19 protein-coding genes and 2 tRNA genes are annotated in these 20,663 nt (G+C 68.9%); 9 read left to right on the forward strand and 12 right to left on the reverse strand.

All coding sequences use genetic code 11. The features are described from left to right. Positions 1–12 precede the first annotated feature (12 nt). From IPK71_25900 to maiA, 4 genes are all read right to left on the reverse strand, one after another. Positions 13–684, reverse strand: a complete 672-nt coding sequence (locus IPK71_25900; protein ID MBK8217174.1) for a response regulator transcription factor — start codon at positions 682–684, stop codon at positions 13–15. Between the two features lie 213 nt (positions 685–897). Next, positions 898–3,243, reverse strand: coding sequence for a hypothetical protein (locus tag IPK71_25905; protein MBK8217175.1), 2,346 nt, complete (start codon positions 3,241–3,243; stop codon positions 898–900). A gap of 256 nt (positions 3,244–3,499) precedes the next feature. Continuing rightward, the gene (gene uvrC / locus IPK71_25910) at positions 3,500–5,497 is read right to left on the reverse strand and encodes an excinuclease ABC subunit UvrC (protein ID MBK8217176.1); all 1,998 of its coding nucleotides are present in this window, start codon (positions 5,495–5,497) and stop codon (positions 3,500–3,502) included. A 9-nt stretch (positions 5,498–5,506) separates the two neighbouring features. After that, entirely contained in the window at positions 5,507–6,160 is a 654-nt protein-coding gene (gene maiA, locus IPK71_25915; protein ID MBK8217177.1) for a maleylacetoacetate isomerase, read from the reverse strand. 159 nt (positions 6,161–6,319) lie between these two features. On the opposite strand from maiA, the gene IPK71_25920 reads away from it, so the two are divergent. Both IPK71_25920 and lipB read left to right on the forward strand, forming a co-directional pair. Next, a tRNA-Arg gene (locus IPK71_25920) sits at positions 6,320–6,392 on the forward strand. Positions 6,393–6,479: 87 nt separating this feature from the next. Continuing rightward, the gene (gene lipB / locus IPK71_25925; GenBank protein MBK8217178.1) at positions 6,480–7,280 is read left to right on the forward strand and encodes a lipoyl(octanoyl) transferase LipB; all 801 of its coding nucleotides are present in this window, start codon (positions 6,480–6,482) and stop codon (positions 7,278–7,280) included. Positions 7,281–7,307: 27 nt separating this feature from the next. On the opposite strand, the gene IPK71_25930 is transcribed toward lipB, so the two are convergent. From IPK71_25930 to IPK71_25945, 4 genes are all read right to left on the reverse strand, one after another. Next, positions 7,308–8,828: a PQQ-binding-like beta-propeller repeat protein gene (locus tag IPK71_25930; GenBank protein MBK8217179.1), complete on the reverse strand. Its 1,521-nt coding sequence runs from the start codon at positions 8,826–8,828 to the stop codon at positions 7,308–7,310. A gap of 124 nt (positions 8,829–8,952) precedes the next feature. Beyond that, positions 8,953–10,080, reverse strand: coding sequence for an IMP dehydrogenase (locus IPK71_25935; GenBank protein MBK8217180.1), 1,128 nt, complete (start codon positions 10,078–10,080; stop codon positions 8,953–8,955). Between the two features lie 154 nt (positions 10,081–10,234). Then, on the reverse strand, positions 10,235–10,537 hold the full coding sequence (locus IPK71_25940) for a hypothetical protein (protein MBK8217181.1): 303 nt from the start codon (positions 10,535–10,537) through the stop codon (positions 10,235–10,237). 42 nt (positions 10,538–10,579) lie between these two features. Next, on the reverse strand, positions 10,580–12,073 hold the full coding sequence (locus IPK71_25945; protein MBK8217182.1) for a response regulator: 1,494 nt from the start codon (positions 12,071–12,073) through the stop codon (positions 10,580–10,582). Between the two features lie 250 nt (positions 12,074–12,323). On the opposite strand from IPK71_25945, the gene IPK71_25950 reads away from it, so the two are divergent. The 6 genes from IPK71_25950 (at position 12,324) to IPK71_25975 (ending at position 16,092) form a co-directional block, all read left to right on the forward strand. Beyond that, entirely contained in the window at positions 12,324–12,995 is a 672-nt protein-coding gene (locus IPK71_25950; protein ID MBK8217183.1) for a CPBP family intramembrane metalloprotease, read from the forward strand. A gap of 49 nt (positions 12,996–13,044) precedes the next feature. Further along, on the forward strand, positions 13,045–13,797 hold the full coding sequence (gene ccsA, locus IPK71_25955) for a cytochrome c biogenesis protein CcsA (protein MBK8217184.1): 753 nt from the start codon (positions 13,045–13,047) through the stop codon (positions 13,795–13,797). A 1-nt stretch (position 13,798) separates the two neighbouring features. After that, entirely contained in the window at positions 13,799–14,146 is a 348-nt protein-coding gene (locus IPK71_25960) for a CcmD family protein (protein ID MBK8217185.1), read from the forward strand. 3 nt (positions 14,147–14,149) lie between these two features. Continuing rightward, entirely contained in the window at positions 14,150–14,290 is a 141-nt protein-coding gene (locus IPK71_25965; GenBank protein MBK8217186.1) for a hypothetical protein, read from the forward strand. A gap of 99 nt (positions 14,291–14,389) precedes the next feature. Next, positions 14,390–15,532, forward strand: a complete 1,143-nt coding sequence (locus IPK71_25970; GenBank protein ID MBK8217187.1) for an acyl-CoA dehydrogenase family protein — start codon at positions 14,390–14,392, stop codon at positions 15,530–15,532. 8 nt (positions 15,533–15,540) lie between these two features. After that, the gene (locus IPK71_25975) at positions 15,541–16,092 is read left to right on the forward strand and encodes a hypothetical protein (GenBank protein ID MBK8217188.1); all 552 of its coding nucleotides are present in this window, start codon (positions 15,541–15,543) and stop codon (positions 16,090–16,092) included. Positions 16,093–16,112: 20 nt separating this feature from the next. Here IPK71_25975 and IPK71_25980 read toward each other — a convergent pair whose 3' ends face one another. From IPK71_25980 to IPK71_25990, 3 genes are all read right to left on the reverse strand, one after another. Continuing rightward, positions 16,113–17,285 (reverse strand): metallophosphoesterase, encoded by a 1,173-nt coding sequence (locus tag IPK71_25980; GenBank protein MBK8217189.1) that lies wholly within the window; start codon positions 17,283–17,285, stop codon positions 16,113–16,115. Between the two features lie 64 nt (positions 17,286–17,349). After that, positions 17,350–17,421: transfer RNA gene (locus IPK71_25985), tRNA-Gly, on the reverse strand. A 123-nt stretch (positions 17,422–17,544) separates the two neighbouring features. Continuing rightward, a complete protein-coding gene (locus IPK71_25990) occupies positions 17,545–17,904 on the reverse strand; it encodes a DUF1304 domain-containing protein (GenBank protein MBK8217190.1) in 360 nt (119 codons plus the stop codon). 107 nt (positions 17,905–18,011) lie between these two features. Between IPK71_25990 and IPK71_25995 the strand changes: the two genes are divergently transcribed. Further along, positions 18,012–18,389, forward strand: coding sequence for a RidA family protein (locus IPK71_25995; GenBank protein MBK8217191.1), 378 nt, complete (start codon positions 18,012–18,014; stop codon positions 18,387–18,389). Between the two features lie 49 nt (positions 18,390–18,438). Here the strand turns inward: IPK71_25995 and IPK71_26000 are convergent, their stop codons facing one another. Further along, a complete protein-coding gene (locus IPK71_26000; GenBank protein ID MBK8217192.1) occupies positions 18,439–20,505 on the reverse strand; it encodes a hypothetical protein in 2,067 nt (688 codons plus the stop codon). Between the last annotated feature and the right edge of the window lie 158 nt (positions 20,506–20,663).

Here is a 20,663-nt window from a genome sequence, read left to right on the forward strand (position 1 = left end):
CATTTCGACAATCTATCCCCCCAAGGCAGGGGATGAGCCGGCCGCGCCCAGCACGAGCTTGTACCCGAACCCGTACACCGTGAGGATGTGCGCAGGCTTCTCGGGGGTGCGCTCGATCTTCTTGCGAAGCTTGACGATGAAGTTGTCGACCGTGCGGTTGGTCGAGGTGGCCTCGAGGCCCCAGATGCGCTGGAGGATCTCGTCTCGGCTCACCGCCTGCCCGACGCGCTCGCTCAAGAGCCGCAAGAGCTCGACCTCGTAGAACGACAGCTGGTGCTCTTCGCCGAAGGCTCGGAGCGTATGCGCGCCGAGGTTCACCTTCGCGTCTCCGATCTCGAGGACGTCGGTCGCGAGCGCCGGGCGCGCTGCGCGGCGAAAAATGGCGCGGATCCTCGCGATGAGCTCGTTCACGCTGAAGGGCTTCGTGACGTAGTCGTCCGCGCCGGCGTCGAGCCCGCGAATCTTGTCGGTCTCTTGGGAGCGCGCCGTGAGCATCACGATCGGCAAAAAGGGGCTCCGCTTGCGGATCTCCTCGCAGACCGCGTACCCGTTCATGTCGGGCAGCATGAGATCGAGGATGACCGCGTCCGGTGCCTGCGTGCTGGCGAGCTGGACTCCCTCCCTCCCCTTGCCCGAAGAGAGGACCCGAAACCCCTCGAACTCGAGCGCGTCGCGGAGGCCCATGACGATGTGAGGCTCGTCCTCGATCACCAGAATGGTCTTCTTGGGAGGCTCGTTCACGCGAGGCAGAATAGGGCACTTCTCCCCTTTTGCCGCGGGAAACGCCCTCGTTTGGGCCCTCGGCGGCACGCGCACGTCCGACACCCGCTCCCCCAAATGACGAACGGCGTGCGACCCGAGAGTCGCACGCCGCACGCCGTCAGGCTCGAGGGCCCGTCACTTACCGCCGTCGGTCGCTTCTCCGCCGAACTGCTGGATGCACTGCAGGTCGGTGAGCGCGCCGGGCGGGGGCTGGCCCTTCGTGGAGAACTGGATCGCCTGCGAGCAGGTACCGATGACCTTGGCGGTCGCGGTGTTCTCGACGTAGCACCAGCCAGCGTCGGTCGCGTTGTTCTGGCAGGTCTGGCCGGGCTGCGTGACGATCTGCGGGATCTGGCAGACGGTCAGGTTCGTGTCGGCCTTCTGCTCCTTCTGCTTCTCGCGGAACTTCTCGAGGATCTCCGGCGCGGGAGCCTTGAGGCCGTACGTCTCGCACTTGTCGCCCGGGTTGGGCAGCGTCTCGAGGATGAGGCACGCGACCTCGCCCTTGTCGTCGCGCGTGAGCTTCTGCGGGAGGCACTGGTTCGCGAGCGCGTTCTTGAGGCGGTCGACGATCGCCTTGACGGCGGGGCGGTAGCCGAACAGCGGGTTCGGCGCGCCGTTCACGTCTTTATCGGTCGGCTTGTAGGTGATCGGGCAGAGCGAGCTGATGATGCCCTGGTCCTTCAGCGCGTTGACGACGCGGAACTCGCGCGTGGTCGGGTAGGCCTTCGCGCGCGACTGGGTGGTGGCCGCCGAGCAGAGCGGCGGGTTCTTGGTGCCGTCGCAGTCGCACGTCTCGCGGTTCGCCGCGCCGCAGGTCACCGGCGTGTTGAGCGGGAACGTGCAGGCGTACTGGAGGTCTTGGCCCTTCGTGTCCCAGTCACGGAGCTGACCACCCTCCTCGTTGTTGCCGGGCGTGTTGCTCGGCGCCGGGCGACCGGGGCGAGCGACCACGGACTGGTCCATGCGGGCGTCGATGCCCTCGAGGTTGTAGTTGTCCGGGTCTTTGCCGATGATCTTGACCCAGTCTTCGCTGGTGATCTTGCTCTTCTCGGCGTCGTTCGGGTCGAAGTGGAGGAGGTCCTGCGGAACGCCGCCGACGACGGCGAAGAAGACGAGGTCGGGCGACCGGGGGCCGCGCTCCAGGTTGCAGAGCGCCGGGTCGTTCTCGTCGGGCGCGGTCTGGGGGAGGTTCTTCGCGAAGAGCGGGTTACGGCACTTGGCCTGGCCGATGTAGTTGCCGTTCGCGTCGTGCTCGGACTTGCGGTCGGGCACCTGCGACTTGGTGAGGCCGTCGACGTAGCGCTTGATCGGGTACTGCGGATCGACACCGAAGCGCTTCTTCATCTTGTGGAAGCGAACGTTCATGTCGTCTTCCGCTTTGCCGTAGAAGCCGTCGTTCTCCTTGCAGCGGGCGTCGTTCTGAACGCGCGGGTCGTTCTTGAACCCGCACGAGGTGCAGGCTTCGCTGCCCGGGTCGGAGTCGCAGGCGGTGGTGCCCTTGGGGGCGGTCGAGCCGCCGCGGCTCGGGTCACGCTGAGCGCCCGCCACGCCGGCCGAGGCCGGGAACGTCGCGTTCATGAAGGCCCAGCCCTGCCCGCCGAGGGCGAGCGGGTCGACCGAGGAGTCGTCCTCGTCCGTGAGGAGGACCACGGCGACGAGCGAGTCGGGCCGGAGGAAGTCGGCGCGCTGCTTGAGGATCGTGGTGTCGATGCCCTGGTACTTGGCGACGTTTCCTTCGCGGACGACGTCGGCGTAGGGGTCGGGCTGGATGAGGAAGTGGTACCAGCTCTCGAGCTGCGCCTCGAGGCCGCAGCCGTACTCCTTCACGCCGCCGACGAGGCCGGAGAACGCCTGGTTGAAGTCGTTCACCGCGGTGTACGGGGTCGCGCCTTCGGAGGCCTTCTTGGACTCGTTGCGCTTGACGGCCGGGAACCACGAGAGGAAGTTCGACGGCTGCGCGTTCGCGATCGCCGTCTCCTTGGCGCCGGAGCGGTTGATGAGCTGACCGCGGTCGTTGTTGTGCGAGTTGAGCGTCGCGTCGGTCGGGTTCGTCGCGTCTTTGGGGCACGAGTCGGACCCGAAGCCACCCATGGCCGACGTCACGATGCCGACGTGGATGTCGACGATGGGCTTGAACTCGGCCTTGCCGGACTTGCACTCCTGGCCCTCTTGGGCCGCCGGGTCGGCGCGCTCACCCGTGGGTTTGCCGTTGTCGTCGACGCAGTTCGGCGTGACGAGGCTGTTGATGAGGTCGGGGACGGCCTCGGCCAAAATGGCCTGCTTGTCGCCCATGGAGCGCGAGTTGTCGATGCCGAGGAGGAGGTCGATCTTGTCGACCGCGGCCTGCTTGACGGTCGTCGTGAAGCTCACCTTCGTCGTCGGCTCCTGCTTGGAGACCGGACGAGAGAGACACCCGACGCCGAGGGTCACTACCCCTCCGACCATCACCAGCTTGCCGACCCGCTTGATCAAACCCATCGGATGCTCCTTCGCCTCTCGAATCCAGCGTGAAACCTTCGTGCGAGCCTCGGCCGGGGGGCCGAAATCCGCTGAATCTCGCGGAAAAATCTCGGGAACCTTAACGGAACCGGAAAAGCCCTGTCAACGAGGGAAGAGGCCGCCCGAAATTCCGGGGACCGCCTCGCGCCGGGAGCGTCGAGAAGGTCGGGACGGCTTCGCCCACCGCAGAGCCGAAGCATGAACCGCGCCAGATCCAAGACGCCGGGTTGGAGCCCTATTCTTCGGGACTGGAGACGTCATGTGCCAACTGAGTTGGCATGTCCGCTAACGGCGTTGGCTCGCTCCCGAAGTGGTCCCGCAGGGCCGCCACGTGGCGACGGTTGACCCCGGGCACGGCGAGGAGGGCGTCGTCGGTCGCCGCGCGGACGGCGGCGAGGGAGCCGAGGGAGCGAAGGAGTGCGGCTTTGGTGACCGGACCGAGGCCTTTGACGTCGTCGAGCGTCGAGCGCATCCGGCGCGAGGTGCCGAGCTTCTCGCGCCCGCGGTTCGAGAAACGGTGCGCCTCGTCCCGGAGACGCGCCAGAAAGAAGAGCGACGCCGAGTGCGAGCGGAGGGCGATGGGGTTCTTCTGCCCGGGGAGGTAAACGCGATCCACGAGCGTCTCGCCCATCACGTTCTCTTTCTCCTTGGCGAGCGCCACGATCGGGAGATCGTGGAGACCGAGATCGCGCGAGGCGGCGAGCGCCACGGCGAGCTGCCCACGCCCACCGTCGACGACGAAGAGATCCGGGAGGTCCCACTCGGGCCGATCGGACGTGTCTTCGGTTCCGTCTTGGCTGCCCTCCGCCTCTCCCCTCGCGACGAGCCCACGACGGAAGCGGCGCGCGAGGACCTCGTACATGGCGCCGTAGTCGTCTCCGACGGAGGGAGTGCCCGCGGGATCGGCCTCTTTGCCGACGGTGCGCACGTGGTAGGTGCGGTAGCGGGCCTTGTCGGGCGCGCCGTCTTTCATGGCGACGACCGCGCCGACCGTATCGCCGCCGCCGAGGTGCGAGATGTCGCAGCACTCGATGCGCCGAGGGATCGTGGGCAGACGGAGCTTCGCTTGCATCTGCGCGAGGCGCTCGAGGACGTCGTCGGACGCCCGCTTCTTCTCGTGGAAGGCGTGCTTCGCGTTCTCCTGCGCCATCTCGAGCAGGGCGACCTTGGGTCCGCGCTGCGGCCGCACGAGGCGGACGACCTTCTTGGCCCGCTCCCCGAGCCACTCCTCGACGCCGGCCGCGCCATCGGGCAGGCACCCCACGAGGATCTCGTCGGGCACCGCGAAGAGCTCGGCGGCCGCGTCCGTGCCCCGACCGTAGTGTTGAGACAGGAAGGCCGCGACCACCTCTTCGTCGGGCATCTCGACGCCCTTCAGGCCGAACGTGGCCACGTCGGAGAGCTTCCCGTCGCGGATCTTGAGCAGCGCGACCTCGGCGAGATCGCCCTCCCGGTAGAGCCCGAGCACGTCCCGCGAGCCCGTCTCCACCGTGACGACCCGCTGTCCCTCGCGCACCTTCTCGATGGCGTGGAGCTGATCGCGGTAGACCGCCGCGAGCTCGAAGCGCATGTCCTTCGCGGCCTGCCGCATGCGCGCGTCGAGCTCGCGCGTGAGCTCGTCGTGGCGCCCCTCGAGGAAGAGGGCCACCGCGCGCACCTGCTCGGCGTAGAACCCCGTATCGACCTCGTAGACACACGGGGCCGGGCAGCGCTTGATCTGGTGCTGTAGGCACGGTCGCCGGCGCGAGCGGAGCTCGGTGTCCGTGCAGGTCCGGAGCTGGAAGTGTTTGTTCACGAGGCCGAGGGTGCGGCGCGCGGCCGTGGCCGAGTGGTAAGGCCCGAAGTACCGTGCGCCGTCGTTCGCGGGGGTGCGCACGACGAGCAGCCTCGGCCACTCGGCGCGCGGGTCGAGCTTGAGCGACGGGTACTCCTTGTCGTCCCGGAGCTTGACGTTGAACCTCGGGCGGTGCTGCTTGATGAGCAGGTTCTCGAGGATCGCGGCTTCTTTTTCGGTCTGCGTGACGACCGTGTCGAGGTCCCCCACCGTGCGATGGAGGAGCGGGACGAAGTAGCGAGTGTCTCCGGTAGATTCTTGAAAATACGAACGAACTCGGGACCTTAGGCTCTTCGCTTTGCCGACGTAGACGACCTTCCCGGCCTTGTCTTTGAAGAGGTAGACGCCGCTCACCTGCGGGAGCGCGTCGAGCTTCTCTTGGACGAGGGCGGGGATCATGGCGGGGGCCTACTTGACGGCGTCGGGCTGGGCGTCCGGGTGGGCGGCCTTCACGAACGGGAGGTCCTTCGAGGCCTCGATCGCGCGGCGGATGCGCGGCATCGGCGTGAGGTCGACGTCGTTGCGGAGGGCCGCGTACACCTGGGGAACGAGCACGCAGTCGGCCATCCCGAAGGAGGGACCGAGCACGAAGGGACCCGGGGCCACACCTCGCGCCTCGAGCGACGCCAAGCGCGCCTCGAACGCGGCGAGCCCTTTGCCGATGAAGTGCTGCATCCAAGCCTTCTGGCCGGCCGCGTCCGGCGCCGCTTTTCGCACGACGTTGAGGTTCTGGAGGGGCTGGATTCCGGCCGCGACGATCTGACACAGCCCACGGACGTGAGCGCGGAGCTCGGGGGTATCCGGCAAGAGCGCGGGGCTCGGGTAGAGCTCCTCGAGGAGCTCGAGGATGGCCATCGACTCGACGAAGGTCTGGCCGTCGATCGTGAGGGTCGGTACGTAGCCCGTCGGCGAGATGGCGCGGTACTCGGCGCCATTCTGCTCGCCCTGGAGGAGGTTCACGGTGACCGTGTCGTGCGCGAGCCCCTTCGCGCCCAGGCCGAGGCGGACGCGGTACGAGCACGACGAACGCCAGTACGAATGAAGCACGATCGATGCGGTCATGGGTCCTCGGAGGGGCTCGAGCGGAGGGTGTGGCTCGGGCCGCATGGTGGGACACGGAGCGCGCGCCGAGAAGCCCCTCCCGCGCGCCGTCGCGTTTTTTTCGTTCCCGGGCTTGAGCGCGGGCGGCGCTCGGTCTACATGATTTTCCGCGCCCGCGAAGCCCCCGTAGCTCAGTGGATAGAGCAGCGGTTTCCTAAACCGAAGGTCACAAGTTCGATCCTTGTCGGGGGCGCCCACTGGAACCGAGGTGAGCCGTGCCTCGGCCCCTCTCGTGTGGCCGACTCGTGCGGCGACGAGCGTGCGCGAGCGGCCTCGGGAGATGCCCATGGACTCGTCGTTTACTTTTCACTGGCTCGGCCGGCGCCCCTACGCCGCGACGCTCGACCTGCAAAAACGCGTGCTCGAGGCCCGGCTCGAGGGCGCCATCGGCGACACCGTGCTCCTCCTCGAGCACGACCCGGTGATCACGATGGGCCGCGGCGCCAAAGAGGCGAACGTGCTCGTCGACGAGGCGGCGCGCGCGCGGCTCGGCATCGACTACGCCGAGACGGGCCGCGGCGGCGACGTGACCTACCACGGCCACGGCCAGCTCGTGGCCTACCCCATCGTCGACCTCCGCCCGGATCGCTGCGACGTGCGCAGGTACGTGCGCGACCTCGCGGAGGTGATGATCCGGCTCGCGTCCGACCACGGCATCGCGGCGGGGTACGTCCAGGGCTTCGTGGGCACCTGGGTCTTCGAGGATCACCCGACCACGTTCGATCAAGCCCGCGCCGAGGACACCCTCTTCGATCGCGGCCCGCACGCGCGCCTCGGCAAGATCGGCGCGATCGGCGTGAGGCTCTCGCGCTGGGTCACCATGCACGGGTTCGCGTTCAACGTGAGCACCGATCTCACGCACTTCGGGCACATCGTCCCGTGTGGCATCTCGCAGCACGCCGTGGCCTCGCTCGCGAAGCTCGGCGTCGCTCACGGGAGCGTCGAGGAGCTCGCCAAAAGCGGAGCCGTCCGACACTTCGGCGACGTGTTCGGCGTCGCGACGCACCTCGCGAGCGAAGGCGACACACGCGCGTTCCTCGAGCGCATGATGGCGCGGCCCGAGCCCCAGACGAACGGCTGAGCGCGCGCGCCTCGCCGTCCCTTTGGTTCACGGGTAGGCGGCGATCTCTTGGCCCTGCCGGAGCGAAATCAGCCTTACCTTTCCATAACTTCGAACCATGACGTGGTTGTGGCTCACCGTGTGGGAGAGGTAGGTCCCGATGGGCTTCGCCCAAATGCGTGAGCCCGTGTGCGCGTCGACGGCGACGAGCTCGCACTCGCCCTCGTCGTCGTTCGGGCAGGTCACGTAGACGACCGTTTGGCCGTCGGTCTGGAAGGTCTCGGGCCCGAGCTCGGAGGGCTCGGTGCCGATCATGCCGCAGTCGAACTTCATGGCGAGTGACATCGGGTCGAGCCCGACGACGCGACGCACCTCGGTGCCGCGCGACTTGACCAGCAGGACGAAGAGCGAAGGACCGCAGGCCTTCCACGCCTTGATGCGGAACCCCTGCGCGGGCGACGGGAACACGCGCCCCTCGGGGCCGATCCACATGGACTCGCCGTCGTTCTGCGAGAAGAAGACGCGCGTGCCCGCCATGGCCGGGAGGACGTCCTCGTCGAGGTCCTCGGCTTGCACGAAGAAGTGCCGCTGACCGGTGACGCCGTCGAAGCAGAGCACGCCGTCCATGTCGGCCTCGGGGCCGAAGCTCTCGACGCGGGTGACCACGGTGCGCCCGAAGAGCGTGCAGGCGCCGAGATCCGTGGACCAGTCGCCGTCGGCCCCCTCACCGTTGTGGAAGAGCGGCTGCGGGTAGGCGGGGTTCAAGCCGTCGCATTTGTTGTACGGAAAGCCGTAGGTGACGACGACCACTTGGCCGTTCGGTACGGGCTGCACGGTGAAGTCGGAGGCGTCTTTGCCGAAGGTGCGCTGGTGCACCGGGCGACCCGAGTCGCGATCGAACGCGGAGAGCACGTGATCGTCGGTCTTGACGACCACGACGCCGGGCTGCCCGGGCGGGAAGGCGTCCTCCACGACGAGCCTCGGCTCTTCGCCGCGGCCGCGCACGCGGGCGATCTCGTCGGGGAGCTGCGCGCCCCATTTTTGCTGGCCGGAGAGCAGATCGAGGGCGACGAGGTTCCTGCGGTTCGCGAGGTAGACCGTGCGCCCGTGCACGCGGAACGACGAGGCCTCGACGTTCGACAGCCACGACTGCCCCTTGAACGCCTCCCAGAGCACACGTTTGTTCTGGAGCTCGTAGCCTTGCAGCACGGGCGGCTGACCGACGGGCGCGCTCACCCGCAAGACGATCGGGCCGACCTGCGGATCGAGCGCGAACCCCACCTGCTCGCCGGGCTCGTCGTCGCCTTCGTCGGAGTACCCGGACGCGCCTCCGCCCGCGGCCACAGCTCCGCCCGCCGACGCCAGAATTTGCGCCACGGCCGCGGCGCGCGCCTGAGGCGTACGCGCCTGGGGAGGCAGCCCCGCGACGAACTGATCGGCGAGCTGGTTCACGACGCGCATGTCCGGCACGAGCACCCGCGCCTGGCAGTACGGGCACGACATCGACTGGCCGGGCACGCCGTCGAGGCGGGCGCCGCAGTGGGTGCAAGGGAACGACGTGGCGCTCATGGCCGGCGAGGATAACCGGATTCTCCGAGCCCGCCCACGCCTTCGCGGGGGCGCGTCCGTCCCCGGTCTGCGCCGGGAAAGACCTGGAAATCGTGCGCGAAGCTCGAGAGGCCGCGGAGACGCGTCAGCCGCGGTAGTTCGGCGCCTCGACGGTGAGCGTCACGTCGTGGACGTGGCTCTCGCGGAGGCCGGCGTTGGTCATACGGACGAAGCGGCTCTTCTCGCGGAGCTCGTCGACCGTGCGCGCGCCCACGTAGCCCATGCCGCTGCGCACGCCGCCCACGAGCTGGTGCACGATCGCTTGGATGTGCCCGCGGTAGGGAACACGACCCTCGATGCCCTCGGGGACGAGCTTCTCGTCGGCGGTGCCGGTCTGTCCATACCGATCCTTGCTGCCGCGCTGCATGGCGCCGAGCGAGCCCATGCCGCGGTAGCTCTTGAACGCGTGCCCCGAGAGCAGCACGACCTCCCCCGGCGCCTCGTCCGTGCCCGCGAGGAGCGAGCCGATCATCACCGTGCGCGCGCCGGCCGCGAGGGCCTTGGTCACGTCCCCCGAGAGCTTGATGCCCCCGTCGGCGACGACGAAAATACCGTGTCGTTCTGCCTCTTTGTAACAATCGGCGATGGCCGACACCTGGGGCACGCCCACCCCGGCGACGACGCGGGTCGTGCAGATGCTTCCGGGCCCGATGCCGACCTTCACCGCGTCCGCGCCCGCCTCGGCGAGCGCGCGTGTGGCCTCGGCCGTGGCGATGTTCCCGCCGATCACGTCGACGCTCGGGAAGCGCTTCTTCACGAAGGTGACCGCGTCGAGCACGCCACGCGAGTGTCCGTGCGCCGTGTCGACCACGAGCACGTCGACGCCGGCCGCCACGAGCGCCTCGCAGCGGGCGTCGCGATCCGGGCCGGGCCCCACCGCCGCCGCAACACGCAGACGGCCCGCCGCGTCTCTCGTGGCGAACGCCGGGTAGGCCGCGGCATCCTCGTTCTTGACCCTCGCGACCTCGGCGGCCTGATCCTCGGGCGACAGGTTCTTGTGGATGACGCCGATGCCACCTTCGCGCGCCATGGCGATCGCCATCCGCGACTCGGTCACCGAGTCCATCGCCGCGCTGACGATGGGGACCGCGAGCGAGACCCGTTTGGTCATCCACGAGCGGGTGTCGACCTCTTTCGGGAGCACGTCGCTGTAGCCGGGGACCAGGAGCACGTCGTCGAACGTGAGGCACTCGCGGAGAACGTCGTCCAACATGGGCGTCCTCTTCCACGAATCGGCGGCGAGCGCGACGGGCGCGGCGCCTCCCCCTCGGATTTTCACGTGGTTGTCACAGAGCACGGGCCGGAGCGTGGCCGCCCGCGCGTTCGCGCACTCCGACGCGAGCCCGACGCACGCCCGGCGCGCGGCCCTACGCGATGCGCTCGTAACGAATGTGATCGACCTTCTGGAGCTGCGGGGTGCCTTCGGGCGCGGGGTGGATCCGCACCTTCCCGACGGCGTGGAGGGCGTTCAGCGACTGAGCGACCTCACCGCGCCCCAAGAACGACGCCTTCCCCACGCGGCTCGCGATCTCGCCGAGCGTGAGCGGCTCGCCGGGCACGAGCGCGCCCTCGATGGCCCCGGCGAGGCCCGTCCCGAGCTTGGCCTGGCGCTTCTGCCAGAAGAACATCGCGAGGGCCACGATGAGACCGATGAGGGCGCCCTGGAGCATGGGCCGTGGTACCGCGTCTCCGCGGCCCTCTGCAACCGCGCGCTACTCGGGGACCTCTTCGCCCTTCGCGCGCATCTCTTCGCGGAACTCCTCGATGCCCTCGTTCCAGGCGTCGGTCACCTCGGGATCGAACTGCGTGCCGGAGCAGCGGTCGATCTCGTTCAGCGCGACCTCGTGCGGGAGCGCGCGGCGGTAGGCGCGGTCGCTCGTCATGGCGTCGTAGGTGTCGGCCACGGCGACGATGCGCGCGATGAGGGGAACGTCTTGGCCCTTCAAGCCGAGCGGGTAGCCGCGCCCGTCCCAGCGCTCGTGGTGCAGGTGAACGCCCGGGATGAGCGGGTTCAAGAACTTGATGGGCTCGAGGATGTCTTTCCCGTAGCCCGGATGTTTCTTGAACATCTCGTACTCGTCCTGCGTGAGCTTCCCCGGTTTGTTGAGGTTCATCACGCAGCCGATCTTGCCGATGTCGTGCATGAGCGCGCTCTGCCGCACGATCTCGACCTGATCGACGCCCATCTGCAGGCGCTTCGCGAGCACCATGCTGTAGAGCGCGACCCGGTCCGAGTGGCCCGCCGTGTAGCGGTCCATCTTGTCGATCGCCTTGGCGAGGCCCTGGATGGTCTGCTGGAAGGTCGCCCGCAAGTCTTCGTAAAGACGGGCATTTTCGACGGCGGCTGCGGCGCGCGCCGCCACGATCGACAAGAGCTTCCGCTGGCCCTCGTCGAACCGGCGCGTGCGCGTGAACGACGTGAGGCACACCCAGCCGATGAGCCGCTGCTTGATGCGGAGCGGGACGGCGAGGATCGACGACGCGGGCTCCTCGGGGGCGCGCTTGAAGAAGCGGTGCGCGATGGTGCCCTGGTCGAGCAGCATCGTGTCCTTCGAGAAGTGCTCGGCGAAGGCCTCGGGCTCGAAGGTGCCCATGCGGGCGTGGGTCTCGGCCGAGAGGTGCGCGGCGTAGAGGCGCTGACGCTCGAAGAAGCCACCTTCGCCGTCGTCGAGCCAGGTCGAGACGCTGTCCGCGTCGAGCTCGGTCAGCGCGGTGTCTCCGACCGTGGCGAGCACCTGCTCGAGCGAGAGGCTCGCGCTGATGGCCTCGCTCACCTTGTAGAGGGAGAGCGCCTCGCGGAGGCGCATGTTCTCGGCGGCGAGGCGCTGCTTCTCGAGGCCCCGCTGGACGACGTGGATGACCTCTTCGACCTTGAAGGGCTTCAGGATGTAGTCGTACGCGCCGCGTTTCATGGCGTCGATCGCGGTCTCGACGGTCCCGAAGCCGGTCATGATGACCGTGAGCGCGTTCGGGGCGGCGGTGCCCACGGCCTCGAGCAGCTCGATGCCCCCCATACGCGGCATCTTCAGGTCGCTGATGATGAGGTCGTAGTGGGCCTGCTGGAGCTCGGTGAGAGCCGCCGCGCCATCGGCCGCGGTCCGCACCTGGTAGCCTTCCATCCCGAGGAAGTCGGCCAAGATGTCGCGGATGTACTTTTCGTCGTCGACGATGAGGAGCCGCGGGCGGTCGAGGAGGATTTGGGTCATGACGAGGCGCGCGCGGCGCTTTTCGGGAGGGCGACCATCGGAAAGCCGACCGTACGAGACCATACACGCGTTTTCGGTCACCGGCGACCCACCTTGAGCGCCACACGCTCCTGGAACGAACGCCGCGGGCCGGTCGACGGCTCAAAATTCATATTACTTATCAAACACTTGCGCACGATCAGCGGGGGAGCCGGGGGGGGCCCGCCCCGCGCGACTTGCGGACGTGCCATGGGCGTGCGAGACCGAGGGCATGCGTGGTCCGGGCTCGAGAACGGCCGAACGGCGCGGGCTCGGCGTAGAGCTCGCGCCTCGAGGGCCACGCGACGTATCGTCCACCGCGAAACGCGCGCGGCTCGTCGGGGTCGCCTACGTGAGCCTCGCGGCCTTCTCTCTCGGCGTCGGGGCGTACGTGGGCAAGAGCCCCTTCATCACGACGCCGACGCTGCCGCTCGGGTCCTTCGCGCTCGTGGCCACGTCGCTCGGCCTAGGGGCGCTGCTCGCCGTGGGGACGATCGCGGCGTCGCGTGTGCTCGTGCGAACGTGGGCCTGGGCCCGCGCCCTCCACGAGACGCTCCGCCCCGCCGTGAAGGACGTCCCGACCGCTCAGCTCGTCGCCATGGCGCTAGCGAGCGGCCTCGGCGAGGAGCTCTTCTTTCGGGGGTTGCTCGTGCCCGCGGTCGGCCTCGGCCTCTCGAGCCTCGTCTTCGGCGCGCTCCATCAGGCCCCCGGTCGCGCGCGCTTCGTGTGGGCCATTTGGGCGGCCGTGATGGGGCTCGCGTTCGGGGGCCTCTTCGTGCTCACGGGCAGCCTCGCGGGGCCGATCCTCGCCCACGTCGCGATCAACGCCGCGAACCTCGTCCACCTGCGCGACACCGACCCGTCCCCCAAGGGGCGCAAGCTCGGCGGGCTCCTGCGCGCCTGAGCCGCACGGCGATCGCCCGCGCCACGACCCGCGTGATAGAGTGCCGCCCATGGCTTCCGAGAACGCTCCCACGCCGCCCGCGAAGGCAGGCCGCGCGGACATGGGCCTCCTCTTCCCGGCGCTGCTCGCGATCTCCGCGCTGCTCGTGCTCGGCACGATCCACGTCGCGTTCTTGCGGGCCCCCACCGAGAAGACGATGGGCATCGTGCAGAAGATTTTCTACTTCCACGTGCCCTCGGCCTACAGCATGTACCTCGGCGCCACGGCGTGTTTCGCCGGCTCGGTGGCGTACCTCATGAAGCCCTCCGACAAGGCCGACGCGTGGGCGCGCGCCGGGGCCGAGGTGAGCGTCGTCTTCGGCTTGTGCGTGCTCGTCACCGGGCCGCTCTGGGCGGCCAAGGCGTGGGGCTTCTACTGGACGTGGGACCCTCGCCTGACGACGGCCATGCTGAGCTTCCTCATCTACGTGGCCTACCTCGTCCTGCGCGCGTTCGCGGGCGATGGGCCCGGCGAGCGCAAATTCGCCGCCGCGCTCGGCATCCTCGGCGCCGCGAACCTGCCCATCATCCACTTCAGCGTCCAGAAGTGGGGAGGCCAGCACCCGACCGTGGTCACGAGCCAAGGCGGAGGGCTCCAGCACCCCGACATGAAGCTCGCCTTCTGGCTCGGCATGATCGGCTTCACGTTCCTCTCGCTCACCTTGCTCTGGGCCCGCGTCCGCGTCGCCGTCGCCGAGAGCCGCCTCGCCCGCCTCGAAGAAGACGCCATCGACCTCGGTCTCGACGACCGCACGGAAGCCTGACATGCGCATCGACCTGCCCCCCGGCCCTCCCCCTTCCTCCCTCCCGCCGAGCGCCCCCGCCGCGAAGAGCCAGGCCCCCTCGGATCGCGCCACCACCTTCCAGGCGGTCGAGGGCGGAGAGCAACACTCCGGCTCGGTCCTGCTCGTCGAGGCCTACGCGGCTATATGGTTGTTTTTGCTTGGTTTTTTGCTCATGCAATGGCGCAAGCAGGCGCAGCTCCACGCCCGCCTCGACGAGCTCGAGAAGGTGGTCGATCGGGCGGCCGAGCGCCTCGACGCGAACGCGAGCGCGAGCGCGAACAAAGGCACGGAGAGCGCCGCGGCTGGCCTCGCCGCCAAGGAAGCCTGAGCCATGGGGATCGGTACCCCGGGGCCCGAGCACTTCATCTTCATTCCGGGCGTGCTGATGATCGGCATCGTGATCGGCTTCGTCATGGGCACCCGCTCCGCGCGCGCCGACCTCGACAAGAAGAAGCGCCGCGCCCGCGAGTAAGCGAGACCGCCGGGGTGAAGGGCCGGGCTCGCGCGCTTCTCGAAACGTGACGACGAAGGGACTCCGCGCGCGCGAAAAGATTCGCTATCGTCGTGCGCCATGATCGACTTCGAGCTGACCGACGAGCAAAAGGCCCTCATCGACACCGCGCGCCGCTTCGCGAAGGAGCGCATCATCCCCGTCGCCGCAGAGGCCGACAAAAAGGCCGAGTTCCCGGCCGGCGTCTTCGAGGGCGCGTGGGAAGCGGGGCTCGTGAACGCGACGGTGCCCGAGGCCTACGGCGGCCTCGGCGCGGGCGAGCTCGAGCACACGATGCTCACCGAGGAGCTCGCCTACGGCTGCACCGGCATCCAGACCGCCATCACGGCGAACACGCTCGCGGCGACGCCCGTGATCCTCGGCGGCAGCGAAGAGCAGAAGAAGAAGTACCTCGGCATGCTCACCGCCGAGCCCATCCGCGCGAGCTACGCGACGAGCGAGCCCAACGCCGGCAGCGACGTGGCCGGCCTCCAGTGCCGGTACGCGCAGCACGGCGACGACTTCGTGCTGAACGGGCAGAAGGCGTGGATCACGAACGCGATGTACGCGCGCTTCTTCGTCGTGTTCGCGACGCAAGATCCGGCCATGAAGCACAAGGGCATCGCGGCCTTCATCATCGACCGCGACACGCCCGGCTTCGAGGTCGGCAAACACGAGGACAAGCTCGGGCAGCGCGCGAGCGACACGTGCACCCTCAGCCTCACGGACGTGAAGGTGCACAAGTCGCAGATGCTCGCCCTCCCCGGCCAGGGCTTCAAGCTCGCCATGGAGACCTTCAACACGACCCGCCCCGACATCGGCGCGAGCGCCGTCGGCCTCATGCGCCGCTGCCTCGACGAGTGCGTGGCCTACGCGAAGGAGCGCAAGACGTTCGGCGTGCCCATCGCGCAGCATCAGGCCATCCAGTTCATGCTCGCCGAGATGGCGATCCGCATCGAGGCGACGCAGCTCCTCGTGCGCAAGGCCGCGTGGGCGCTCGACAAGAAGCGCGTGTCTCCGCTCACCTCGTCGTGCTCGAAGGCCTTCGGCGGCGACGCGGCCATGGCCACGGCGATCGACGCCGTGCAGATCTTCGGCGGCAACGGCTACACCAAGGAGTACCCGGTCGAGAAGCTCATGCGCGACGCCAAGATCCTCCAGATCTACGAGGGCACGAGCCAGATCCAGCGCATGGTCATCGCAAAGACCCTGCTCGCGGGCTGAGGCGCGTTTTGCGCCTCTCTCGGCCCTCCCCGGAGGCCCTCGTGGCGATCGCCGCGGGGGCCTTCGTGGCCTTCGCGGTCGGCTGCGAGCCGTCGATCGACGTGCCGCCGAGCGCCCTCCCTCGGCCCTCGACGAGCGCCCGCGGCCCCGGCGGACAGGAGCCAGCGGTCGCGGACGCCGGCGCGAGCACGAAGCCCGCGCTCGACGGGTACGTGCATGTTGCACGGAGAGAGCGCGTGGCGATCGGGCTCGCCGAGGCCCGCGAGATCGATCCCCACGACGCCAACGAGGTGGTCGAGCGGCTCGCCGATCGCTTCGAGGCGTGCGCGCAGAAGCTCGAGACCGAGGGCGCGCTCACGCCTGGCGCGGGGCGCCTCGTCGTCCTCTTGGACGAACGAGGGCACGTGACGGCGACCGACGCGAAGCTCTCCCCTGGAAGCGACGTGGCGGGCGCGGCGCTCCTCTGTCTGCTCGCGCCGGCCCGCGCCCTCGCGTACCCGCCGGGCAAGGGGTCGAGGCGTGGCTTCGCCGTCGAGGCCGTGTGGGAGAAGGTGCGGTAGCTCCGTTTTCGCGAGTCGATTCAACGCGTTCGGAGAGGCATGCCGCCCTTGGGCATGGAGCGAAGCTCGGCCCGCGGGCGGCCTCCGCGTGTGTCGAGCTCGAGGAAGGTGCGCCCGTCACCCTCCGAGAAGGCGAAGCTCCCGGGGTTCGCGTAGGAGCCACGAACCTCCGCGTGATGCGCGTGCCCGAAGACGACGAGATCGGCCGAGGTGTGGCGCGCGATGAGCTCGGCGCCTTCGGCGAGGCGCGCGACGACCTTGCCCGCGTACCGGTCGTACGACGTGGCCCAGCTCGCGAGCATCGAGCCCGCGCCGACCGCGCCGAGCACGAGCGCCGCTTTGGCCTTGCCCGCCCCGGCGAGGCCGAGCGAGCCCAGGAGAGAGAGCGTCGACGCGACCCTGTCGAGGTAGAGGCGCCCGAAGGTCTTGCGGGTGTCCGAGAGCGTAGGAGGATCGGCCTCCGACAGCACGGCGCGGACGTCGCTCGGGGAGACGCCGGCCGAGACGGCGAAGGCCTCGAGGAGCGCGTCTCCTTCGGCGCGCTCTCCATCGAGATCGTAGCGGGAGCCCGAGGCCGCAAGAGCCGCGAACGCCGCGCGGAAGAACGTCGCCACGACGTACGGCCCCCGAAGCCCGTAGCGGGTGAACGCCTCGACGAAGAGCTCGAGAGGGAGCTTCGCGTTGCGGTTCAGATAAGCGTAGGCGCCGGTGGGGGCGATGAAGTCGTGGACGAAGCGCACCCCGAGGCTCGGCGCGCCCTGGACGAGCGGATGCGCCGGCGCGTTGTCGGGGTCGAAGAGGTGCCCGTGCTCGACGTGCAGGCCGCCCTCGCGAAAAAACCAGGGCGTCGCCGTGATGCGCGCGCGCGACGCCGAGGTCACGCCGATCGCGTCTGCGAATTCGCCGACGAACCCCGGCGCCGCCACCTCCGAGTCGTGGTTGCCCGCCGCGAGCCGGAGCTCACCGCCCGCGTCGAGGTGCGCGCCGAGCGCCTGGCGCAGACCTCCGTGAATCGCGAGCACCTCGTCGAACGACGGGAGCGGCTCCCCTTCGGCCGAGCGATCGAACAGATCTCCCGCGACGAAGAGCAGCGCTCCCCTGTGGGCGTCGACGAACGACGCGAGATCGCGCGACACGTCGAGCGGCGTGTGTCTCGTCAGATGGACATCGGCGACGACGAGCGTTCGGCGCATCGGGGGCCCAAAAAGAAACGGCGCGCTCGTCCCGAGACGGCGCGCCGACCATGAGGCATTTCGGAGCGGGAAAAGGGATTCGAACCCTCGACGTCCACCTTGGCAAGGTGGCACTCTACCACTGAGTTATTCCCGCAACGTCGAAGACACGCACTTCCTACCGGGGTCGGCTTCGACTGTCAAACAGAAATCGACAGGCCCCGCGTTCGATCCCGAATCGGGGACGTTTTCCCGGATTCGGTTCGGCCTCTACGAGCGCTCACGACAGCGCGACCAGCAAGAGCGCGAGCAGCGCGGGCGCCGCCTGGATGGCGAAGATCTTCTTGTCCACCGTGATGGCGCCGTAGACGCCCGCTACGACGACGCAGCCGAGGAAGAAGTACCGGAGGGGCTGGGCGAGCGCGGGCGCGGCCACGAAGCTCCAGACAAGACCAGCCGAGAGGAAGCCGTTGTAAAGGCCCTGGTTCTTGGCGAGCACGGCCGTCTCTTCTTGCTGGGCCTTCGTGCGCTTGAAGGTCTTCTGGCCGAACGGCGTCGTCCAAAGGAACATCTCGAGGACGAGGAAGTACGCGTGGAGGAGCGCGACGAGGCCTACGAGCACGTGAGCGGCGAGGAGCATGCGAGGAGCGTCTCCCGGCGACACGGTCGTTCGCAAGCGCCATTCGCCGGCGCTTGAATCGGAGCGGCAGACGGGACAGCATCGCGGCCGAAACCGAAAGGACGTTCATGGAAGCCATCGTCTCCGCCCACGCCCCCGTCGCCATCGGCCCGTACTCGCAAGCCGTCCGCTTCGACAACCTCGTGTTCTTGAGCGGCCAGATCCCCCTCGACCCGACGACGGGCGCCCTCGTGACCGGCACGATCACCGAGGAGACCGATCGTGTGCTCGACAACCTGCGCGCGGTGCTCGAGGCCGCGGGGCTCGGGTTCGAGCACGTCGCCAAGACCACCATTTATCTGATTGATCTCGGTCACTTCCAAGAGGTGAACGCCGCCTACGCCAAGCGCTTTCCGGGTGTGGCGCCCGCGCGCGCCACGGTGCAGGTCTCGGCGCTCCCTCGCGGGGCGCGGGTCGAGATCGACGCGATCGCCGTGCGCCCCTGAGGCCGTCTCGTCCGCGGGCTCGTGTCGCACCACGAGCCCGGCGCCGAGCTCAACGGAGGCGCATGCAACGCGCGCCGGCCTTCCCGTACTTGTCGATGTGAACGACCGGGTTCGTCCAGTTCCGCGACTGGTAGTGCCCCTCGAACGAGCTGCCGGTCCAGCCGAAGTACTCGCCGGCGGTGGTCGACCACTCCAGCATGTTCCCTCCGAGGTCCATCCACGACTCGTCCGAGCCAGCGAACGGCCGAACCAGGCTCTTGTCCGTCGCGAAGCGCCCCGGCGCCGCGATGACGGGCGAGAGATCGTTCGCGAAGGTCGCGTAGTCGCGCACGGGGAAGAGGTAGGTGGGCGCCTTGGTCGCGCCGAAGCCCGAGGTCCCGTTGTTGAAGTTCGTATAGAAGTGGAGCTCCGCGATCCGCTCGTCCACGGTGGCTGGCGCGGCTCCCCACGGCCACCTGTGCGGCCCGTACGCGGCGGCGATCGCCTCTTGGGAGACGAGGTAGCCGCCGTCCCACGCGCAGAAGGCGGCGAACATGATCGGGGTCATGCAGTTCATCGACTTCTCGTCGAGCACGTCCTTCATCGTGGGATCCCGTGGGACCTCGTTGAACGACGCGGCGAAGGCTGCGTCGGTGTAGTAGGTGCGGTGCCCGTAACCACCGGCGACGTGCGCGCAGCCGCTCGTCCCGGTCGTGCTCCACCCGCGCACGTACGAGGTAGGGCCGAGCTGGCTATCGAGCCCCATGTCGGTGTTGCCTGGCGGGACGTAGACGATCTGGCCGCGATCCCGATCGGGGAGGAGCTCGTAGTTCGTCCATTTGATCTGGGCCGCGACCAGCGGGTCCACCGCCGCGCGCGCCATGATCCACGCCTTCACGTTGGGCACACCACCGTAGGCGCCTCGAATGCCCTCCACCCATGCGCGCACACGGCCGGCCGTGATCTCGTACTTGTCGACATAGACCTGCTTGACGACACCACCGTGCTCGAGGGTAAGCCCGGGCACGGGGAGGGTCTTGCAGCAGCTCTCGTGCGAGGCGAGCGGGTCCCCGAGCTCACCCGAGCCGCAGGTTCGACCGCCGTGGAGATCTCGGCAGCTCGGCGCCTCGACGCAGCGCTTGTCGTTCGCGCACACGGCGCTCGCACAGTCGGCGTCGACGGCACAGCCGGCGCCGAGCTCGCACCGAGGCGCCGGGGGCACGACGACGGCCCCGAACGAGAGCGTCTCTCCCCCGCAGTCGACGTCCGTCTCCGCGCCGTTCTTCTTGCCGTCCGTCGCCGTGGGCACGCCGCAGAGCCCGGCGTCGCAGAGCCCGAGCCCACAGTCCGCGCCGCTCGTGCAGCGGAGCCCGACCTCGCACCCAGGCGCGGTCGCGCCGCCACAGTCGACGTCGGTCTCGTCCGCGTTCCGTTTTCCGTCGCTGGGACCGGGTGCGTCGCATCGCCCGGTCGTGCACGTCGAGAGGCAATCGTCCGACGAGAGGCACTTCTGCCCCGATCCACACTGGCGTTCGGGAGCCGCGGAGCCGCCGCAGTCGACGCCCGTCTCGCCGGCGTTCCTACGCCCGTCGACGTGGGCCGAGGCCGGCGGCGTTTTGCACACGAACGCACGACAGTAGTCGGTCCCGCAGTCGCGATCGTTCGCGCAGGTCTCGCCTTCGGCGCACGTCCTCGGCGTGCCGACGCCGCACGTCTTCGTTCCTCGTGGCAGGCACGTGCCCGCCGCGCCGCAGAGCGCGCTCTGGCAGTCCGCGCCACGCGTGCAGGGCTCGCCGTCACATCGTGTGGGGCACGCCCCGCCGCAGTCGACGCCCGTCTCGTCCCCGCCTTGCTGCCCGTCGTCGCACGCGCTCGCGCGGCAGACCCCTCCGCGGCAGAGCAGGCTCTCGCAGTCGGCGGCGCTCCGGCACGGAGCTCCGAGGGAGCAGCGTGTTCCCGAGCTCCCGCACGCACCACCGCTCACGGGCGCGACCCGAGGCGCCTCGGGCGGAGCGGCCTTTGGCGTTGGCTCTTCGGGGACACCACCGCAGGCCACGACCGCGAGCCCCGCCGTGACGGCAAGCAACACCCGCCGAGCACTCCCCACGAACGACCGACGCACCCGCGAAAGCGCCATGACGATCGAGCCTCCCAACCGAAAAGCGTCTCATGGTACCGCGGGCATTTTCAGCGCAAAAAAAAGGGGGCGTCCCACGATTTCTCTCACTCTTCGTTACATGGCGCGCGCCAAAAAAACGGCCGGTCACGCCCCACCGCGTGCCGGCCGTTTCGCTT

This window comes from Myxococcales bacterium (assembly GCA_016712525.1).
Taxonomy (GTDB): Bacteria; Myxococcota_A; Polyangia; order Polyangiales; family Polyangiaceae; genus JAAFHV01.

Excerpts from the sequence above, each read along its gene's own strand:
- IPK71_25900 (MBK8217174.1), bottom strand. The coding sequence starts at position 684 with ATGGGCCTCCGCGACGCGCTCGAGTTCGAGGGGTTTCGGGTCCTCTCT.
- IPK71_25905 (MBK8217175.1), bottom strand. The coding sequence starts at position 3,243 with ATGGGTTTGATCAAGCGGGTCGGCAAGCTGGTGATGGTCGGAGGGGTA.
- uvrC (MBK8217176.1), bottom strand. The coding sequence starts at position 5,497 with ATGATCCCCGCCCTCGTCCAAGAGAAGCTCGACGCGCTCCCGCAGGTG.
- maiA (MBK8217177.1), bottom strand. The coding sequence starts at position 6,160 with ATGACCGCATCGATCGTGCTTCATTCGTACTGGCGTTCGTCGTGCTCG.
- lipB (MBK8217178.1), top strand. The coding sequence starts at position 6,480 with ATGCCCATGGACTCGTCGTTTACTTTTCACTGGCTCGGCCGGCGCCCC.
- IPK71_25930 (MBK8217179.1), bottom strand. The coding sequence starts at position 8,828 with ATGAGCGCCACGTCGTTCCCTTGCACCCACTGCGGCGCCCGCCTCGAC.
- IPK71_25935 (MBK8217180.1), bottom strand. The coding sequence starts at position 10,080 with ATGTTGGACGACGTTCTCCGCGAGTGCCTCACGTTCGACGACGTGCTC.
- IPK71_25940 (MBK8217181.1), bottom strand. The coding sequence starts at position 10,537 with ATGCTCCAGGGCGCCCTCATCGGTCTCATCGTGGCCCTCGCGATGTTC.
- IPK71_25945 (MBK8217182.1), bottom strand. The coding sequence starts at position 12,073 with ATGACCCAAATCCTCCTCGACCGCCCGCGGCTCCTCATCGTCGACGAC.
- IPK71_25950 (MBK8217183.1), top strand. The coding sequence starts at position 12,324 with ATGCGTGGTCCGGGCTCGAGAACGGCCGAACGGCGCGGGCTCGGCGTA.
- ccsA (MBK8217184.1), top strand. The coding sequence starts at position 13,045 with ATGGCTTCCGAGAACGCTCCCACGCCGCCCGCGAAGGCAGGCCGCGCG.
- IPK71_25960 (MBK8217185.1), top strand. The coding sequence starts at position 13,799 with ATGCGCATCGACCTGCCCCCCGGCCCTCCCCCTTCCTCCCTCCCGCCG.
- IPK71_25965 (MBK8217186.1), top strand. The coding sequence starts at position 14,150 with ATGGGGATCGGTACCCCGGGGCCCGAGCACTTCATCTTCATTCCGGGC.
- IPK71_25970 (MBK8217187.1), top strand. The coding sequence starts at position 14,390 with ATGATCGACTTCGAGCTGACCGACGAGCAAAAGGCCCTCATCGACACC.
- IPK71_25980 (MBK8217189.1), bottom strand. The coding sequence starts at position 17,285 with ATGCGCCGAACGCTCGTCGTCGCCGATGTCCATCTGACGAGACACACG.
- IPK71_25990 (MBK8217190.1), bottom strand. The coding sequence starts at position 17,904 with ATGCTCCTCGCCGCTCACGTGCTCGTAGGCCTCGTCGCGCTCCTCCAC.
- IPK71_25995 (MBK8217191.1), top strand. The coding sequence starts at position 18,012 with ATGGAAGCCATCGTCTCCGCCCACGCCCCCGTCGCCATCGGCCCGTAC.
- IPK71_26000 (MBK8217192.1), bottom strand. The coding sequence starts at position 20,505 with ATGGCGCTTTCGCGGGTGCGTCGGTCGTTCGTGGGGAGTGCTCGGCGG.